An 18469-nucleotide genomic window follows, 5' to 3' on the forward strand; every position below is an offset into this window, starting at 1 on the left:
GCGACGGCGACTCCTGGGTCCTCAACGGCGTCAAGCGCTGGATCACCAACGCGGGCGTCTCCGAGTACTACACGGTCATGGCGGTCACCGACCCGACGAAGCGCTCCAAGGGCATCAGCGCGTTCGTGGTGGAGAAGTCCGACGAGGGTGTCTCCTTCGGCGCGCCGGAGAAGAAGCTCGGCATCAAGGGCTCGCCGACCCGTGAGGTCTACCTCGACAACGTGCGCATCCCCGCGGACCGCATGATCGGCGAGGAGGGCACGGGCTTCGCCACCGCGATGAAGACGCTGGACCACACCCGTATCACCATCGCCGCGCAGGCCCTCGGTGTCGCCCAGGGCGCCCTGGACTACGCCAAGGGCTACGTCCGCGAGCGCAAGCAGTTCGGCAAGCCGATCGCGGACTTCCAGGGCATCCAGTTCATGCTCGCCGACATGGCGATGAAGATCGAGGCCGCCCGCCAGCTGACCTACGCGGCCGCCGCGAAGTCGGAGCGCGGCGACAAGGACCTCACCTTCCAGGGCGCGGCCGCCAAGTGCTTCGCCTCGGACGTGGCGATGGAGGTCACCACGGACGCCGTGCAGCTGCTGGGCGGTTATGGCTACACCCGTGACTACCCGGTCGAGCGCATGATGCGCGACGCCAAGATCACCCAGATCTACGAGGGCACCAACCAGGTCCAGCGCATCGTCATGGCACGCAACCTCCCGTAAGAACCCGGCCACTCCCGGTTCACCGTCGCCCTCCGCCCGTTCCCGCGGAGGGCGACGTTCGCCCTTTCCGGGCCGCGACGCACGGGCCTAGGCTGCCCTCGGAGGTGGTCAAGTGGCCGTGAAAGAGGGGGAGTTGACGGACCCGGCGATTCCGGCGGAGTCCACGACCGTGGTGGTGATCGGCGCCGGCCCGGCCGGTCTGACCGTCGCGAACCTGCTGCGGCGCTGCGGTGTCGACTGCGTCGTCCTGGAACGCCGGACGCGCGCGTATGTGACACAGCGTCAGCGTGCCGGCATCGTCGAGACCCGCGCCGTCAGGATGTTCGACGCATGGGGGCTGGCCGACCGGGTCCTCGGCGGGGTCCCGTCCGACGGCACCCTGGAGTTCCGGGTGGACGGGGAGCGCCACCTCGTCTCCGACGCCGACGGCTCCGACGGCCCACAGGCCCGTATCTGTCCGCAGCAGGTTCTGGTCCAGAAGCTCATGGCCGCCTACCTCGACGACGGCGGAGACCTGCGCTTCGAGGCCGCCGACGTCTCCCTGCACGACCTGACCGGCGACCGGCCCGTCGTCCGCTACCGCGATGCCGACGGCGAACTCCGCGCCGTCGCCTGCGCGTTCGTGGCAGGCTGCGACGGCGACCGCGGCGTCAGCCGCGCCAGCGTGCCCGACGGTGTCCTCGCCGCGCACGCCTTCGACCACGGCATCGGCTGGCTCACCGTCCTCGCCGACACCCCGCCCCCGCCCCGGCCCCTCCTCGCCGTCAGCCGGCACGGCTACGCCGCCCACTTCTCCCGCGGCCCGCACACCAGCCGCTACTACCTCCAGTGCCCGCCCGACGACGATCCAGGAGCCTGGCCCGACCCGCGCGTCTGGGATGCGCTGCGCACCCGGCTCGGCGACCCCGCCCTGCCGTCCGGCCCGATCACCGACCGGGAGATCTTCCGGCTGCGCAGCCTCGTCCACGAGCCCATGCAGTACGGCCGCCTCCACCTCGTCGGCGACGCGGCGCACATCGTGTCGCCGATGGGCGGCAAGGGCATGAACCTCGCCCTCTACGACGCGGACCTGTTCGCCCGGGCCGTCCGGGACTTCGTCCGCGACGGCGACGACAGCGCGCTGCGCACGTACTCCCGGCGCTGTCTGCGACGCGTCTGGAACGACCAGGAGTTCTCCCACTGGCTGACCCGGACGCTCCATGACGCGGGAGACGACACCGACGCGGGGTCCTTCCACCGCGGCCTCGCCCGGGCCCGGCTCGACCGGCTCTTCAGCTCCCGGGCCGCCGACGGCGCCTTCGCGGAACTCATGGCGGGCCTGGACCCGGAGGCTTCGACCGCCCTTTGACCGGCGCCGTTCCGGCGGGCCGGCCCCCTGCTGCCGGACCCGGCCCGCCCCGCTCGGGCCGGGTCCGGATCCGGGCAGGCCGTCCGGGATCAGCCGACGAGCAGCTGGGCCTTCAGCCGCCGCAGCTCGCCCGGGTCGATCCCCAGGGCCTTCTTCTCGTACGACGCGAAGGAGCCGTACTTGTCCTTCACCTCGGCGAAGCCGGAGTTGAGGTACTCGGCGCGTACGTCGAGCATCGGCTTGTAGACCGCGGCCTGGTCCGCGGGCATGGCGGCCAGGGTGGCGGCGTTGACCGCGGCCCGGTAGGTGTTGGAGGCCAGGTAGTCCGCCACCACCGTCTCCCGCGGTACGCCGAGAGCGGTGAGCAGGGTGGCGCTGGCCCACCCGGTACGGTCCTTGCCCGCCGTGCAGTGGTACAGCGAGCCGTCGGCGTCCGCGATGATCCCGGCGAAGACCTTGGAGTAGGCCGCCTTCGCGGTCGCGCCGCTGACCATGGCCTTCTCGCCGTCGACCATCATCTGCGCCGCGCCCTCGGCCGTGGTCGGCATCGCGAAGACGGCGGAGTCGTCGCCGATCACGTTGGCGACGACGTACCGTGCGCCGGACGGCACCCGGTCGGGCGCGCCGGTGCGCTCGGAGGTGGTGCGCAGGTCGTAGTCGACGGAGATGCCGAGCCGCTCGAGCTTGGCCAGGTCGGCGGTGGTGAGCCGGTCGAGCGCGTCCGAGCGGTAGACGACCCCCATCTTCACCCAGCTGCCGTCGGCGGTGCGGTAGCCGCCCGCGTCACGGAAGTTGGTCGTGCCGTCCAGCTTGATCAGCCGGTCGGCGAGGTGGAGGCCGCGCCCGTGGTCGGGGACGAGGTCGAACCACTGGCGGTCGGCGGCGGGCAGACCGGTCACGGTGACCGAGCCGGTGGAGCCGCCGGAGGCGACGGTGCGGCCGTTCGCGCGGACGGCCACGTGGCGGACGCCGGGCGCCTTCCAAGTGATCTTGTACGAGCCGTCGTTCTGCGCGGTCACCTCGGCCGTGGTGAACGGAATGTGCCGTGCGGAGTGCGCGCTCGCTCCGGCGTGGGTCGGCGCGGCGGCCGCCGCGCCCGCCGTCAGGCCGGGGAGCATCAGGGCGGCCGACAGGACGGAGGCTGCCTTGACACGTGTCATGTGAGTCATGGCTGGAATCGTTCGCCGGTTCGAAGAGTGTCTGTGCAACGCCGGGTGAACGCCGGTCGTCCAAGGGTGGGAATGATCATCCGAATCCGGCATTCCGGGTACGTCGACGCCGTACGGGCCGCCGGATGGGGGCCGCCGATGCCGCACGCCGTGCCGGCCGGACACCCGGGCGGCCACCGGCACCGGCCCCACCGGCTCCGTGAGCCCCGCGACCTGCGGCTCGCCGGTGCTGGCGGGCGAGGGCCGGGGAGGGCTCGTAGATTGGAGGGGTGGAGATCCCGGCAGCCGACGTCGCACAGGCGGCCACGGGGGAGGTCGACTACGCGGCGCTGTTCGCCGCCACGCCCAGTCCCTATCTGGTGCTCACCCCCGATCTGGTGATCGTCGGTGTGAACGAGGCCTACGGCAGGGCGACGGGGCGGACGCGTGACGAGCTCATCGGCCAGTATCTGTTCGACGCCTTCCCCGACAATCCGAACGAACCGGACGCGGACGGGGTGCGCAACCTGACGGCCTCCATGGAGCGCGTACTGGCCACCCAGGAGCCGGACGCGATGGCGGCGCAGCGCTACGACATCCCCGTGGTGAGCAGGCCCGGGCGGTTCGAGGAGCGGTGGTGGTCCCCGGTCAACACGCCTGTGCTCGGGCCGGACGGCCGCGTGGCGTGGATCATCCACCGGGTCGAGGACGTGACCGCCTTCGTGCAGGCCCGCGGACGGCGCGGCCGGTCGTCGGCCGGATCGTCGAGCGAGCGGGAGGAGGCGATGGAGGCCGAGCTCTACATCCGGGCCAAGGAGTTCCAGCGGCTCAACGAGGAACTGCGCCGGGCCCACGACCGTGAACGGCAGGTGGCGATCACCCTTCAGGAGGCGATGCTCCGTGCCCCGGACCTGGCCCGGCACCCGAACGTCACGGTGCGCTATCTGCCCGCGGTCGGTTCGCTGAACGTGTGCGGTGACTGGTACGACACCGTCGATCTGGCCAACGACCGGTTCGCCGTCGCGGTGGGTGACGTGGTGGGTCACGGTCTGGAGGCCGCGACTGTCATGGGCATGCTTCGCAGCGCGCTCTCCGCGGCCAGTCGCGCGGTCACCGGACCGGCGCAGGCCATGGAGGTGCTCGGCCTCTACGCCCGTTCCGTGGAGGGCGCGCTGGCCGCCACGGCGGTGACCGCGCTGATCGACACCCGCTCCCGCCTGATCATCTATTCCAGCGCCGGTCATCCGCCGCCGGTGCTGATGCACGGGGACGGCTCCAGCGAGCTGCTGGACCAGGCCACCGATCCACCGCTCGGCGCCCGGCCCGAACACGTACCGCGCCCCCAGGCCGGCACCGGCTACCATCCCGGCGACACGCTGGTCCTGTACACCGACGGCCTGATCGAGCGTCATGACGAGGACATCGACGTCGGTCTGAACCGGCTGACGGATGTCCTTCGCGACTGCTGTGTGGGGCTGGACCCCGAACCGCTCGCGGACACCCTCCTGGCGCACATGGGGGTCAGTCACGGCGCGCGCGACGACATCGCGCTGATCGTCGTACGTCTGTGACGCCCGCGCCCGGCCCCGGCGCCGTCCGTGTCCGTCGGGGCGGCCCGTCGTCCGTGGCCTCAGGGCCGGTCGTCGGCCGGATTCCGGCGCAGGCTCCGGCGGGCCGAGTCCGCCGCCCGCTGCGCGCGGGAGACGACCGTGTCCTCCTGGCCGGGCCGCCAGATCAGGTCCAGCAGGAACAGCGCCAGCACCAGCCATGACGCCACGGCTTGCCCCGTCTCCCCGGAGTGCGTGTCGTACAGGGCCAGCACCAGGGCCAGCGTGGCGAGGCCCGCGACCACCCACCGCCTGATCCGGTCCTGTTCGCGAACGTTGCGGAGGGCCTCGGCGTAGTCGATCACCGCGGGTGCCAGCCGGGGGTCGCCGAGGTCCGCGCCGCGCCGGGTGGCCCGTACGACGGCTGCCCGGTCGGCGGCGTCCAGCTGTGCGGCCCCGGGCCACGCCCTGCCCATCCGCCGGGCTGTCCGGATGCCGTGCAAGGGGCTCAGCAGCAGGAACACCACGACAGCGGCGATCCAGAAGCCCGACTCGACGACGGCGAAGGCGCCGAGGAACAGTCCGGTGGGGATGCCGGTGCCCAGCGCCCGGCGCGTCGGGCCTCCCTGCCACACCCAGCCCGGAGTCAGAACCACGAAGTTCATCGTGGCGAGCGTCGATTCCGGAAGCAAACACCGCACCGGCGAGTTGGCGCGGACGGGCGTATGCCCGGCGGGGGAAGGGGCGCGCGATCCATTTACAGGACTGTCATGCACCTGTAGTTTCCGCTGCAACAAATTTCAGGAACTTGCCGGTTCTTCTTGCATCAAGGGGAAACCATGAAACCCGCACTCATGAGTCCCGCAAGACGCAGACCGCCGCGCGGAGCGCGGCTGCCGAGCCGACTGCGCCGCCCGCTCGCCCTGATCGCGGCGGCGGCCGGTCTGTCGGGCCTGCTCACGGGGGTGCCGGACACAGGCCGGGTCGCGCTGGGAACCGCGGCGGACACGGCGAACACGGCCACCGTCTTCTACTACACGAAGACCAAGAACTGGTCCTCCACCTACCTCCACTACGCCCCGGACGGCGGTTCCTGGACCACCGTGCCCGGCGTGGTGATGGAGGCCGCGTGCACGGACTGGGTGAAGAAGACCGTCGACCTCGGTTCGGCCGCCGGCCTCCAGGCCACCTTCAACAACGGAAGCGGCACCTGGGACAACAACGGCGGCAACAACTACGCGCTGGGCACCGGCACCATCACCGTCAAGGACGGCGTGATCGCGCACAGCGACCCGTGCGCCGACACGGGCACGGGCAGCGGCAACCAGGCCACCGTCTACTACTCGACCGCCACCTCCGGCTGGACCACGGCCAACATCCACTACGCGCCCGCGGGCGGCTCCTGGACGGCCGTCCCCGGCGTCGGCATGGAGAGCGCCTGCACCGGCTGGTGGAAGAAGACCCTCGACATCGGCACGGCGACCTCGCTCAAGGCCGCTTTCAACAACGGCAACGGCGTCTGGGACAACAACAACAGCGCCGACTACACGATCCCGTCCGGCACCACGACGGTGAAGGACCGGACCGTCACCGCCGGCGCCACGGACCCCTGCGCGGCCCAGGCCCCCGACACCCAGGCGCCGACCACACCCACCGGGGTCACCGCGAGCGCCGTCAACACCTCGGTGGTGGTGAGCTGGAACCCGGCGAGCGACGACACCGCCGTGACGAAGTACCAGCTCACGCGTACGGGCGGCACGAAGGGCACCGTCGTCACCGATGTCGGCTCGACGGTGTACTCCGACACGGGCCTGGAGGAGAAGACCGCCTACACCTACACGGTGAAGGCCGTCGACGCGGCCGGGAACACCTCGCCCGCCTCCGCCGCGGCCACCGTCACGACCGGGGAGCAGGCGCCCGCGCCCGCGTCGGGGACGCCGCTGGGCACCGACCCGCGCAAGGACCCCATCTACTTCGTCCTCACCGCACGCTTCTACGACGGTGACAGCTCCAACAACCGCGGCGGCAGCCAGGACGTGAAGTCCGGCAACGCCGCCAACAACGACCCCATGTTCCGCGGCGACTTCAAGGGTCTGGTCGACAAGCTCGACTACATCAAGGCCCTCGGCTTCTCGGCCGTCTGGATCACTCCCGTGGTCCTGAACCGCTCGGACTACGACTACCACGGCTACCACGGCTACGACTTCTACAAGGTCGACCCGCGCCTGGAGTCCGCGGGCGCCTCCTACCAGGATCTCATCAACGCGGCCCACGCCAAGGGCATGAAGATCTACCAGGACGTCGTCTACAACCACAGTTCCCGCTGGGGCGCGAAGGGCCTGTTCACCCCGACCGTGTACGGCGTCCGGGACAGCCAGTGGAGCTGGTACTACGACGAGAAGAACGAGGGGTTCGAGTACGACGGCCTGACCGTCGAACCGAAGTCCGGGAAGTCGTACTACAACGGCGATCTGTGGTCGACCGCCGAACCGTCCGGCAACACCTGCCTCAACTGGGGCAAGCCCACCGGCGGCGAGAGCGCCGAGGGCTACACCCTCTACAACTGCCAGTGGCCCAGTCCCACTTCGGGCATGTTCCCCAAGGCGTACTACCACCAGTGCTGGATCGGCAACTGGGAGGGGGAGGACTCGCGTTCGTGCTGGCTGCACGAGGACCTGGCCGATTTCAACACCGAGAACGCCACCGTCCAGAACTACCTGATCGGCGCCTACGACAAGTACATCGACATGGGCGTGGACGGGTTCCGCATCGACACGGCCGTGCACATCCCGCGCGTCACCTGGAACCGCCGCTTCCTGCCCGCCATCTACGACCGGGTCACCCAGCGGTTCGGCACGGACGCCGCGAAGAACTTCTTCGTCTTCGGCGAGGTGGGCGCGTTCGTCAACGACAAGTGGAACCGCGGTTCGGTGAACCACTCCGCGCAGTTCTACACCTGGAAGGAACGCAAGGACTACAGCGCCGACGACGAGACGGCCGCCATCGAGCAGTACAACTACGAGGAGCAGCTCGGCACCGGCAACCAGCCCACCTCCACCAACGCCTTCCTGAGCGGCAACAGTTACCACACCCCGGACCGCAGCCAGTTCTCCGGGATGAACATCATCGACATGCGCATGCACATGAACTTCGGCGACGCGCAGAACGCCTACAACAACGGCAAGGACTCCGACGACTCCGTCAACGACGCCACGTACAACGTCGTCTACGTCGACAGCCACGACTACGGCCCGAACAAGTCGAGCACCCGCTACAGCGGCGGCACCGACGCCTGGGCCGAGAACATGTCCCTGATGTGGACCTTCCGCGGAATTCCCACGCTGTACTACGGATCGGAGATCGAGTTCCAGGCGGGCAAGCAGATCGACTGCGGGCCGACCTGCCCGCTGGCGACCACCGGACGCGCGTACTACGGCGATCACCTCGCGGGGAGCGTCACCGTCTCCGACTTCGGCAAGGTCGACGCCGCGAGCGGCGCAGTGGCCACCACCCTCTCCCAGCCCCTGGTCAAGCACCTCCAGCGGCTCAACCAGATCCGCCGGGCGGTCCCGGCCCTGCAGTCGGGCCAGTACTCGACGGACGGCATCAGCGGCTCGATGGCCTTCAAGCGCCGCTACACCAGCGGGTCGACCGACAGCTTCGCCCTCGTCACGGTCACCGGCGGCGCCACCTACACCGGCATCCCCGACGGCACCTACCGGGATGTCGTCACCGGCGACGTCAAGACCGTCACCGGCGGCTCCCTGACCGTGGCCGCACCCGGCAAGGGCAATCTGCGGGTGTACGTGCTCAACGGCCCCGGCAAGATCGGAAGCGACGGCCCCTATCTGAAGTGACACCGGCTCGACCGCGGTGGTGACCCCGGCTCCACCAGCGGCGGGTCACGTCCGTACGGCCCGGCGGCCGCCTCACCCCACGGCGAGGCGGCCGCCCTCGGTCACGGCACCGACAGGGCACGCGTCGCGCGCCCCGGCCGACAGCCGTGGGCCGCCCGTGACGCGGTGGAGCGGCCGAATCGCCGTGTTGTCCCTGGGGCGGCCGTCGCCCAGGCTGCTCCCGACCAGGACCACAGACGCTTCAGGGGAGGCTACGGAAGCCGTGCTGCGTGTCCACTTCACCCCCGAGGACCTCGCGCGGGTCCGGATGGCCGGCGCGCCCGACCCGCTCTGGGAGATCACGTGCAGTCTGCACCGGCTCCAGACATCGCGGGGCCGCTGGGCGTTCGCCGAGTGGTACCGCGAGGCCCGGGCCGTGCTCACCGGCACCCCGCTCGGTGGCGCGGTACGCCGGCTGCTCGTCCCCGTCCTGCCCCGAGCCCCCTACCTCCCGGACTTCCTGACGCCGCCCGAGGCCGACGACGGGCTGGAAGCGGGTTTCGCGGCGATCGTCGACACCCCGCCCGACCGGGTCGCCCAGGAGATCCGGATGCTGGACGACAGCAGCGGCGCCCCCGCCTGGGCCGCACGCCTGGTGGAACGCGGAGCCCGCGAGGAACTGGTCAAGCTCCTGCGCGCCTATCACCGGGCGGTCGTCGCACCGCACCACGACCGCATCTGGGCCTCGATCGAGGGCGAACGCGCCCTGTGCGCCCGTCAGACCCTCGACACCGGGATCGACGGTCTGCTCGCCGGACTGTCCCCGACCGTCCGCTGGCACGCGCCGGTCCTGGAGGTCGACTACGTCGTGGACCGCGACCTGTACCTCGACGGTCGAGGGCTGCGTCTGGTCCCCTCCTATTTCTGCTGGAACGGGCCCGTCTCCCTGGCGGACGACACGCTGCAACCGGTGCTGATCTATCCCCTGCACGGCACCCGGCACCCAGGCCCCCGCCGCCCCGCGGAAGGCTCCCTCGCCGCGTTGCTGGGCCGCACCCGCGCGACCGCGCTGCGCTCGCTCGTCCTCGGCGCGACCACGTCGGAACTGGCCCGCACCCTGGGCGTCTCGCCCGCCACCGCCACCCACCACACCACCGTGCTGCGTGACGCGGGCCTGATCATCAGCAACCGCCGCCACAACACCGTGCTGCACACCCTGACGCCGCTCGGCGCGGCGATGCTCCGCAGGGCGCCGGCCGCCGCACCCGACCGGTCGATGACCATCGTCGACTTCTAGTCACACGCCACGGTGGGTCACTCCTCTTCAATACGCCCCACGCATCACATGAGTAACACCATCCCCACCCGTATCACCGGAGCAACGGCCTCCGGCTCCTGACCCGGCTCTTTCGAGACCCGTCGAAGGTCGTGGTCCCGCTCCGTCCGGCTCTGCGAGCGTGTCCGGGGTGAGCACGGCCGGGTGCGGCGGTTCGTCCCACCCGTGACGATTCGAGGCTGGGGGAACCATGAAGAAGGCCATCGTCGCCGGCGCGTTCGCGCTGGTGTCCGCCGCGACCTGTCTGGTGGTCGCACCCTCCGCGTCCGCGACGGCGGACTCGTGCGTGACGAGCAAGATCCTCACCGGAGGACCGGAGAGTGTGGGAACCACGGTCAGGAAGTCGTCCACGAGCTCGTGCGGCGACCTGAACCTCACCTATACCGACGACGCGGGGGCGAGCGGACGCGACGGTTACGCCGGCCGCCTCTACCACACCTCCACCAGCAGCTGGGTCACCTGCGACGCGGGCTATGTCTGGGCCTACGACGGCAGCCACAGCGCCGACGACAAGACGTACTGGCTGTGCACCGGCGTCGCCGACAACGCGCTGTTCACCGTGGCGAGCGCCACGCACGGCGGCGACACCGTCCACATCACGCACTGACCCCGATTCCGGCGCCCGGGGTCCCGTCCCGACCGGGACCCCGGGCACCTCGTGAAGGAGAGGAGTGACGCGGATGCTCCGGGCCCGGTTCCTGGCGCGTACGGCGCTCGCCGCCACGGCCCTGCTCGTCACCGCGTGCGCGGGGGACCCCGGCGGCCCGACCGGTCCGGCCGCCGGGGCCGTGGCCCCCGCTCGCCTCGGCCGCGTCCTGCCGGACGACCCCGTACGCATGGTGTTTCCGGCCGTCGGAGCCGAGACCCGGTGGACCCAGGGGCTGGACGTGTTCGGCCGGCAGGTGGGACGGGTCGCCACCGCCCGCTGCGCCGAGCGGAAGGGGTTCGCGCCCCCGGACGACGTCCCGCCCGCGTTCATCCGGTTCTTCGAACTCCCTGACCTGGACTTCGTCGCCCGCCACGGCCTGAGCGCCAGCGCCGAGGTCCCCGCCCTCGCGCCCCCCTCGGGCACGGCCCGGACCGGCGGCGCGGCGGAGGTGAACGTCTGCCGCGCGGCGGGCACGAAGGCCGCCGACACCGTACGCGACCTCTACGTCGATCTCCAGCAGCAGTGGTTCGGCGAGCTGATGTCCCTGCGTGACGACCCGGCCGTCCTCAAGGCCCGGCGCGGGCTGCCGGACTGTCTGGCGGAGCAGGGTGTACCGGCCGGGGACGAGCGGACCTTCATGTCCATGGCCGACGCCCGCCAGCAGCGTGCGGCCCCCGCCGACCTCCCGGCCACGGCGCGTGCGCTGGGCAGCGCGTACGCCACCTGCATGCGCCCCGTCGAGGCCGTCCGCGAACCCGCGCGCCTGCGCCTGCGGACCCGGTTCCTCGCCGCGCACGCCGCCGAGACCGGCAGCCTCCGTGCGACCCTCTTCCCCGCGCTGCGCCGTGCCGAGCGGGACTACGGCGTCCCCCTGGTGTTCCCCGAACCCTGACGGGACGTCAGGAGGCGTAGCCGGGTACGGACGGCCATCGCACGGTCAGGACCACCGACTCCTCCTCCGCGAACCACGAGTGGTCGACCCCATGGCCCCACACGACGTAGTCACCCTGCTGTTCCAGGACGACGACGCGACCGGGGAGCCGCACGTGGAAGCGGCCGCTGACGAGGACCAGGACGGCCGTGCGTTCCTCGCCCGTCACCCACTGCGCACGCTCTTCGCCACGGGGGTGGACACCCCACTTGATCTCCACCGCCGCACAATGGCGCGGGTCGCCCGGATCCTTGAAGTGCCCCAGGATCCATCCCCGGTCCAGTGCCGCGTCCTTGCCCGCATTGCCCACGTACACGCTGTCGTCCACGGCCCGGACGCTAGCAGTCGCCTCCGGGCAGGAGCGGTCGGAGCTGCGCGTCCGTGACGGTCTCCGTCAGGTGATTCGTGTGCAAACCATTGACGCGGAAGCGCTTCGATTCTACGGTCCCGTTCGAAGTTGCGAGCGCTATACGAAATATCGAACATCACTGAACGATCGAACGACGTTTCCTTCGCATTTCTCGAACAGTTAGGGCAGGGAATGGGACGACCTGACCTGAATCGCAGGCAACTCCTGGGCGGCCTCGGGGGGTTGTTCGTCGCGGGCAGCTTCGGTTTCGCCGCACTCGGGACCGGCGCCGACGCGCTCGCCGCCGGCTCGCAGACCCGCGTGCGGTACTGGAACCTCTTCAGCGGCGGCGACGGCTACAACATGATCGCGATGCTGGACGCCTTCCGTAAGGCCACACCGGACATCGCGGTCAAGGACTCCACACTCCAGTGGGGCAACCCCTACTACACCAAACTCGCCATGGCGGCCGCCGGCAGCCGCGCCCCCGACCTCAGCGTGATGCACCTGGGACGCGTCGCCGGCTTCGCCCCGGGCCGCCTGCTGGACCCCTGGGACATGGACCTGCTCGCCAAGTACGGCCTGAGCGAAGGGGACTTCAACCCCGCGCTGTGGAAACGCGCCGTCATCGACGGCACGTTGTACGCGCTGCCGCTCGACATCCACGTCCAGCTCTGCTTCTACCGCAAGGACGTCCTGAAGAAGGCGGGACTGCTCGGCGACGACGGACGCATCGTGCCGGTCACCTCCACCCAGGAGTGGTTCGACGTCCTGAAGGCCGCCAAGAAGGCCACCAAGGGCGGGCTCCAGACCCTCGGCCTGCACGCCAACGACCAGAATTTCTCCTGGTGGTTCTTCGTCGCCTTCTACCAGCAGCTCGGCGGCACCTATTTCGACGACGCCCGCACCCACGTCACCTTCGACGAGGACAAGGCCACCCAGGTCCTGGAGTTCCTGCGGCAGCACGTCACCGACGGCTATGCCCAGGCGGGCGCCGCCGACGCCGAACAGTTCATCAACGGCGCGCCGTTCACCTGGGAGGGCAACTGGTCCGTGCCCGTCTACACCGGCGCGAAGATCGACTACGGGGCGACCCCGCTGCCGCCGGTCTTCGGCACGCCCGCCACCCACGCCGAGTCGCACTCCTTCGTCCTGCCCCACCAGAGCGGCCGCTCCGGCGCCACCAACGAGGCCGCCCACCGGCTGGCCGCGTACATCGTCAAGAACGCCCTCGTCTGGGCCGAGGGCGGCCACATCCCCGCCCACCGGCCGACGCTGTCCTCCGCCGCGTACCGGAAACTCACCCCGCAGAACGAGTACGTCTCCGCCATGGACCACCAGGCCACCGAGCCGAAGGTGTGGTTCGCGGGCTCCACCGGCACCCTCGCCTCCCGGATCGGACCGGTCGTCGCCGCGTCCAACCTCGGCTCCGCCAAGCCCGACGCGACCGCCCGCCGGATGAAGGGCGTCCTCGAGGAGCTCCTGGTCATGAAGAACCCCATGGACGGCAGGACCGCGGCGCAGGGAGGTGCCTCCTGATGAGCACGACAAGCCCCGAGACCGTCCTCGCACCCGCCCGGACGCGCGACGTCGCCACCGCCGGCCGCACCGACAGCCTGCGCGAGCGCATGGGACGGCGACTCCAGCACGGCGGCTGGTTCATCGCCCCGTTCCTCGCCCTGTTCGTGCTGTTCGTGATCTGGCCCGTACTGCGCGGTGTCTACCTCAGCTTCACCGACGCCAACATCTCCGGCGTCGGCGCGAACTTCGTCGGCCTCGACAACTACCGCGAGGCGCTGGACGATCCGCTGGTCTGGGACTCCCTGGGCCACAGCGCGTACTTCACGCTCCTGGTCGTGCCCTGCATCACCGTCCTCGCCTTCCTGATGGCGATGCTCGCCCACCACATCGAACGCGCCAAATGGCTGTGGCGGCTCTGCTTCTTCGCCCCGTTCCTGCTGCCGTCGACGGTCGCCGCCAACCTCTGGCAGTGGCTGTTCAACCCCGGCACCGGCATGGTCGACCACGTCCTCGGCATCGAGACACCCTGGCTCACCGACAAGGCCTACGCGATGCCGGCCGTCGTGATCTGCACCCTCTGGTGGACGGTCGGCTTCAGCTTCCTGCTCTACCTCGCCGCCCTCCAGGCCATCCCCGACCACCTCTACGAGGCGGCCAAGCTGGACGGCGCGAACGCCTGGCACCGCATGCTGCACATCACCCTGCCCATGCTGCGCAACATCACCGGACTCGTCGTGGCGTTGCAGATCCTCGCCTCGCTCCAGGTCTTCGACCAGGCGGTCGTCATGTACGACTTCCAGCCGGGACCGGAGGAATCGACCCGCACCTTCGTGCAGTACACCCTCGAAGAGGGCTTCACCAGCTACCGCGTGGGCTACGCCTCCGCGATCTCCATCATCTTCTTCGTGATCATCGCGTCCGTCGCCTTCGCGCGGATGTGGCTGCTGCGCAAGCGTGAGGAGGGCGCGCGATGACCACCGCGCAGATCCCGGTCAAGTCCCGTACCGCCAAGCCCTGGACACCGAGCCAGATCGTCCTCACCCTGCTCGGCGTCGTCGTCTCCCTGGTGTGGATGGCGCCTTTGGCGTGGGCCCTGTTCACCTCCCTGAAGTCGGAGACCGAGGCCGTGGAGGTGCCCCCGCACTGGCTGCCGAAGGCCTGGACCGCCCAGGCCTGGAAGGCCATCTTCGACACCGGCAACATCACCGACTGGTTCGTCAACTCGCTCGTCGTCTCGGTCTGTGTCACCGCCGTGGTGCTGGTGGTCGGCGCACTCGCCGGATACGGCTTCGCCCGCACCGAGTTCCGCGGCAAGGGCGCCCTGCTGGCCCTCGTCATGACCGGGCTCATGGTCTCGCCCGCCGTCCTCGGCGTGCCGCTGTTCACCACCGTCCAGCAGATGGGCATGGTCGACACCTACTGGGGCATGATCCTGCCGCAGTGCGCGCCCGCCGCCATGGTCTACATCCTGTACAAGTTCTTCCAGGGCATCCCGCGCGAACTGGAGGAGGCCGCCTTCATCGACGGCGCCGGACGCTGGCGGGTCTTCTTCACCATCGTGCTCCCGCTGTCCCGCCCCTCCCTCGCGGCGGTCGGCATCTTCACCTTCATCGCCTCCTGGAACAACTTCCTGTGGCCGTACATGGTGACCAACAACCCCGACCTGATGACCATGCCGAACGGCATCGCGACCGTCATGAACTCCTACGGCATCCAGTGGGCCCAGCTCATGGCCGGCGGTCTGATGGCGGGCCTGCCGCTGATCGTCGTCTTCGTCTTCTTCCAGCGCCAGATCGTGGCGGGTGTCGCGCACACCGGCCTCGCCGGACAGTAACTCCCTTAAGGAGCTACCTAGTTGAAGCGCCTCAGACTCGCGGCGGGGTTCGCCGCCGTCCTCCTCGCCCTGCTGCCCGCGACCGCGCGGGCCGCCGACTACCCCGCCCCGCAGCCGGTCACCGGCCAGCAGATCATCCACGACCCCACCGTCATCCGCCTGAAGTCCGGCGGCTACGTGGCCTATTCGACCGGCGGGATCATCGGCGCCCGGCTGTCGAAGGACCGCAGACAGTGGGACGACGCGGGCAACGCCTTCGCCGAGCCGCCGAGTTGGTGGTACGAGTACAACGCCACCGGCGACCCCTGGGCACCCGACATCTCCTACCGGGCCGGCCGGTACTGGCTGTACTACGCCGTCTCCTCCTGGGGCACCAACCACTCCGCGATCGGCGTGGCCACCTCCCGCTCAGGCCTGCCCGGCACCTGGACCGACCACGGCAAGGTCTTCACCTCCGAGACGACCGACGCCTGGAACGCCATCGACCCGGCGGTCGTCCGGGCCGACGGCAGAATCTGGATGGCCTTCGGCTCGTACTGGACCGGTATCCGCATGGTCGAACTCGACCCGGCCACCGGCCGGGCCGTGCCCGGAGCCACCGTCCACCACCTGGCGACCCGCCCCGACGCCCCGTACGCCGTCGAAGGCCCCTCCGTCGTGCGCCACGGCCGCTACTACTACCTCCTCGCCTCCTACGACGCCTGCTGCTCCGGCGTGAACTCCACCTACAAGATCCGGGTCGGCAGATCCACGAAGGTCACCGGCCCCTACACCGACAGCACGGGCACCCCGATGCTCGCGGGCGGCGGCGATCTGTTGCTGGCCGGACACGGACGCTATGTCGGCACCGGAGGCGAGTCGGTGTTCCGGGACAGGGGCCGGGACATCCTCGCGTACCACTACTACGACGCGGCGGACTCCGGCATCCCGAAGCTGGGCCTGAACACGCTCCAGTGGACCGGCGACGGCTGGCCGATCGTCCGTTAGCGCCTGTCGTCAGCAGCAAGTGATCCAGAACCGTCCATGCGAAAGGCGACCATGCACACCGCCCGTTTCACCCTCGACCCCGCCTTCACGATCGGCGAGGTCGACCCCCGTGTCTTCGGCTCGTTCGTCGAACACCTCGGCCGCTGCGTCTACACCGGCGTCTTCGAGCCCGGCCACCCCGCGGCCGACGAGGCCGGGATCCGCACCGACGTCCTGGACCTCGTCCGCGAGCTCGGCGTCACCGCCGTTCGCTATCCCGGCGGCAACTTCGTCTCCGGCTACAAGTGGGAGGACTCCGTCGGCCCGGCCGAGGACCGCCCGCGCCGCCTCGACCTGGCCTGGCATTCCACCGAGACCAACCGCTTCGGGCTCGCCGAGTTCATCGCCTTCCTCCGGAAGATCGGCCCGCAGGCCGAGCCCATGATGGCCGTCAACCTCGGCACCCGCGGTGTCGCCGAGGCTCTCGAACTCCAGGAGTACGCCAACCACCCCGGCGGCACCGCGCTGTCCGACCTGCGGGCCGCGCACGGCGACAAGGACCCGTTCGGCATCCGGCTGTGGTGCCTGGGCAACGAGATGGACGGCCCCTGGCAGACCGGCCACAAGACCGCCCGCGAGTACGGCCGGATCGCCGCCGAGACCGCCCGCGCGATGCGCCAGCTCGACCCCGGCGTCGAACTCGTCGCCTGCGGCTCCTCCGGCCAGTCGATGCCGACCTTCGCCGAGTGGGAGGCGACGGTCCTCGAGGAGACGTACGACGTCGTCGACCACGTCTCCCTGCACGCTTATTACGAGCCGCTCGACGGTGACATCGACTCCTTTCTCGCCTCCGCCGTCGACATGGAGTCCTTCATCGAGAACGTGGTGGCGACCTGCGACCACGTCGGCGCCCGGCTCAAGTCGAAGAAGAGGATCAACCTCTCCTTCGACGAGTGGAACGTCTGGTACCTCTCGCGCTGGCAGGAGCAGGCGGCCACCTTCGCCCAGGACGACTGGCCCGAGGCACCGCGCCTGCTGGAGGACAACTACAGCGTCACCGACGCCGTGGTCCTCGGCTCCCTGCTCATCGCCCTGCTGCGGCACGCCGACCGGGTCACCGTCGCCTGTCTCGCGCAGCTGGTCAACGTCATCGCGCCGATCATGACGGAGCCGGGCGGCGCGGCCTGGCGCCAGACGACGTTCTTCCCGTTCGCGCAGGCCTCCCGGTACGGCCGCGGGCGGGTCCTCGACGTGCGCGTCGACTCACCGACGTACGAGACGAAGAGGTACGGCGAGGCCGACCTGCTGCACGCCACCGCCGTGCGCGCCGACGACGGCACCGTCACCGTCCTCGCGGTCAACCGCAGCCGCACCGAGCCGCTGCCGCTCGAAGTCGCCCTCGGCGGGATGGAGTTGACCGAGGTCCTGGAGCACAGCGCGCTCGCGGACGCCGACCCCGACGCCCGCAACACCCTCGACGACCCCGACCGGGTCGTCCCGCACCCGGTGGAGGGGACGGCGCTGACGGACGGCACCCTCACCGCCGTACTGGAGCCGCTGTCCTGGAACGTGATCAGGCTGGGCTGATCCGTCCGGTTCCGGGCCGGTCCGCAGGGGCCGGCCCGGGAAAGCCCGTGGACGCGGATCGACCGGACGGCAGACTGACCCCATGACCGCTACCGAGCCCAAGGCCGATCTGCACCGCTACCTCCAGTCCGCCCGTGACGCCCTGCTGTGGAAGCTCGAGGGACTGGGCGAGTACGACATCCGCCGTCCCCTGACACCCACCGGCACCAACCTGCTGGGCCTGGTGAAACACGTGGCCAGTGTGGAACTGGGCTACCTCGGCGACACCTTCGCACGGCGGTCCGGCGAGCCGGCACCCTGGCTCGACGAGGACGTCGAGACCAACGCCGACATGTGGGCCACCGCCGACGAGACGCGCGAGCAGATCGTGGGGTTCTACCGCCGCGCCTGGGCACACGCGGACGCGACGATCGACGCCCTGGCCCTGGACACGATCGGCAAGGTGCCCTGGTGGCCCGCCGAGAAGGCCGAGATCACGCTGCACCACGCCGTGGTGCGTGTGATCGCCGACACGCAGCGGCACGCCGGGCACGCCGACATCCTCAGGGAACTCATGGACGGCGCCGTCGGGATGAACGAGACGAACGACAGCATGGCGTCGCACGACCCCGCCTGGTGGGACGACTACCGCGCCCGGCTGGAGCGCGCGGCCCGTGAGGCCGAGGACAGGGCGCAGGCGGACCGGGGCGCGTGAACCGCGCCCT

General features: G+C 70.3%; 16 protein-coding genes. 13 read left to right on the top strand and 3 right to left on the bottom strand.

Translation table 11 applies throughout. From position 1 onward, the window contains the following. Together ACZ7OY_RS36380 and ACZ7OY_RS36385 are read left to right on the top strand one after the other, a co-directional pair. A partial coding sequence (locus tag ACZ7OY_RS36380) for an acyl-CoA dehydrogenase family protein (protein WP_472249847.1) occupies positions 1–713 on the top strand: 713 nt, incomplete at its 5' end. Positions 714–825: 112 nt separating this feature from the next. After that, on the top strand, positions 826–2061 hold the full coding sequence (locus ACZ7OY_RS36385) for a 4-hydroxybenzoate 3-monooxygenase (protein WP_472249848.1): 1236 nt from the start codon (positions 826–828) through the stop codon (positions 2059–2061). A gap of 89 nt (positions 2062–2150) precedes the next feature. Here the strand turns inward: ACZ7OY_RS36385 and ACZ7OY_RS36390 are convergent, their stop codons facing one another. After that, entirely contained in the window at positions 2151–3230 is a 1080-nt protein-coding gene (locus tag ACZ7OY_RS36390) for a tyrosine-protein phosphatase (protein WP_472249849.1), read from the bottom strand. A 269-nt stretch (positions 3231–3499) separates the two neighbouring features. Between ACZ7OY_RS36390 and ACZ7OY_RS36395 the strand changes: the two genes are divergently transcribed. Then, the gene (locus tag ACZ7OY_RS36395; protein WP_472249850.1) at positions 3500–4780 is read left to right on the top strand and encodes a PP2C family protein-serine/threonine phosphatase; all 1281 of its coding nucleotides are present in this window, start codon (positions 3500–3502) and stop codon (positions 4778–4780) included. Between the two features lie 59 nt (positions 4781–4839). Here the strand turns inward: ACZ7OY_RS36395 and ACZ7OY_RS36400 are convergent, their stop codons facing one another. Then, positions 4840–5421 (bottom strand): hypothetical protein, encoded by a 582-nt coding sequence (locus tag ACZ7OY_RS36400; RefSeq protein WP_472249851.1) that lies wholly within the window; start codon positions 5419–5421, stop codon positions 4840–4842. A 189-nt stretch (positions 5422–5610) separates the two neighbouring features. On the opposite strand from ACZ7OY_RS36400, the gene ACZ7OY_RS36405 reads away from it, so the two are divergent. The 4 genes from ACZ7OY_RS36405 to ACZ7OY_RS36420 all read left to right on the top strand — a co-directional run bounded on the left by ACZ7OY_RS36405 (position 5611) and on the right by ACZ7OY_RS36420 (position 11469). After that, on the top strand, positions 5611–8613 hold the full coding sequence (locus ACZ7OY_RS36405; RefSeq protein WP_472249852.1) for a carbohydrate binding domain-containing protein: 3003 nt from the start codon (positions 5611–5613) through the stop codon (positions 8611–8613). A 262-nt stretch (positions 8614–8875) separates the two neighbouring features. Further along, positions 8876–9889, top strand: a complete 1014-nt coding sequence (locus ACZ7OY_RS36410; protein WP_472249853.1) for an ArsR/SmtB family transcription factor — start codon at positions 8876–8878, stop codon at positions 9887–9889. A 229-nt stretch (positions 9890–10118) separates the two neighbouring features. Beyond that, entirely contained in the window at positions 10119–10535 is a 417-nt protein-coding gene (locus ACZ7OY_RS36415; RefSeq protein WP_472249854.1) for a hypothetical protein, read from the top strand. Positions 10536–10608: 73 nt separating this feature from the next. Next, complete coding sequence (locus ACZ7OY_RS36420; protein ID WP_472249976.1) at positions 10609–11469, top strand: hypothetical protein; 861 nt, start codon at positions 10609–10611, stop codon at positions 11467–11469. A 7-nt stretch (positions 11470–11476) separates the two neighbouring features. Here ACZ7OY_RS36420 and ACZ7OY_RS36425 read toward each other — a convergent pair whose 3' ends face one another. Continuing rightward, entirely contained in the window at positions 11477–11836 is a 360-nt protein-coding gene (locus ACZ7OY_RS36425; RefSeq protein WP_472249855.1) for a cupin domain-containing protein, read from the bottom strand. A 213-nt stretch (positions 11837–12049) separates the two neighbouring features. Here ACZ7OY_RS36425 and ACZ7OY_RS36430 point away from each other — a divergent pair, with 213 nt between their 5' ends. From ACZ7OY_RS36430 to ACZ7OY_RS36455, 6 genes are all read left to right on the top strand, one after another. Continuing rightward, positions 12050–13396 (top strand): extracellular solute-binding protein, encoded by a 1347-nt coding sequence (locus tag ACZ7OY_RS36430; protein WP_472249856.1) that lies wholly within the window; start codon positions 12050–12052, stop codon positions 13394–13396. Continuing rightward, positions 13396–14352, top strand: a complete 957-nt coding sequence (locus ACZ7OY_RS36435) for a carbohydrate ABC transporter permease (protein ID WP_472249857.1) — start codon at positions 13396–13398, stop codon at positions 14350–14352. The genes ACZ7OY_RS36430 and ACZ7OY_RS36435 overlap by 1 nt, the downstream gene beginning before the upstream one ends. Beyond that, a complete protein-coding gene (locus ACZ7OY_RS36440) occupies positions 14349–15212 on the top strand; it encodes a carbohydrate ABC transporter permease (protein ID WP_472249858.1) in 864 nt (287 codons plus the stop codon). The genes ACZ7OY_RS36435 and ACZ7OY_RS36440 overlap by 4 nt, the downstream gene beginning before the upstream one ends. A gap of 21 nt (positions 15213–15233) precedes the next feature. Further along, on the top strand, positions 15234–16199 hold the full coding sequence (locus ACZ7OY_RS36445) for an arabinan endo-1,5-alpha-L-arabinosidase (RefSeq protein WP_472249859.1): 966 nt from the start codon (positions 15234–15236) through the stop codon (positions 16197–16199). 51 nt (positions 16200–16250) lie between these two features. Then, positions 16251–17765 carry an arabinosylfuranosidase ArfA gene (gene arfA, locus ACZ7OY_RS36450; RefSeq protein WP_472249977.1) on the top strand — a complete coding sequence of 505 codons (1515 nt, stop codon included), beginning with the start codon at positions 16251–16253 and terminating at the stop codon, positions 17763–17765. 82 nt (positions 17766–17847) lie between these two features. Continuing rightward, positions 17848–18459: a DinB family protein gene (locus ACZ7OY_RS36455; RefSeq protein WP_472249860.1), complete on the top strand. Its 612-nt coding sequence runs from the start codon at positions 17848–17850 to the stop codon at positions 18457–18459. Positions 18460–18469: the final 10 nt, after the last annotated feature.

The sequence above is a fragment of the Streptomyces sp. NPDC107559 genome, from assembly GCF_055657365.1.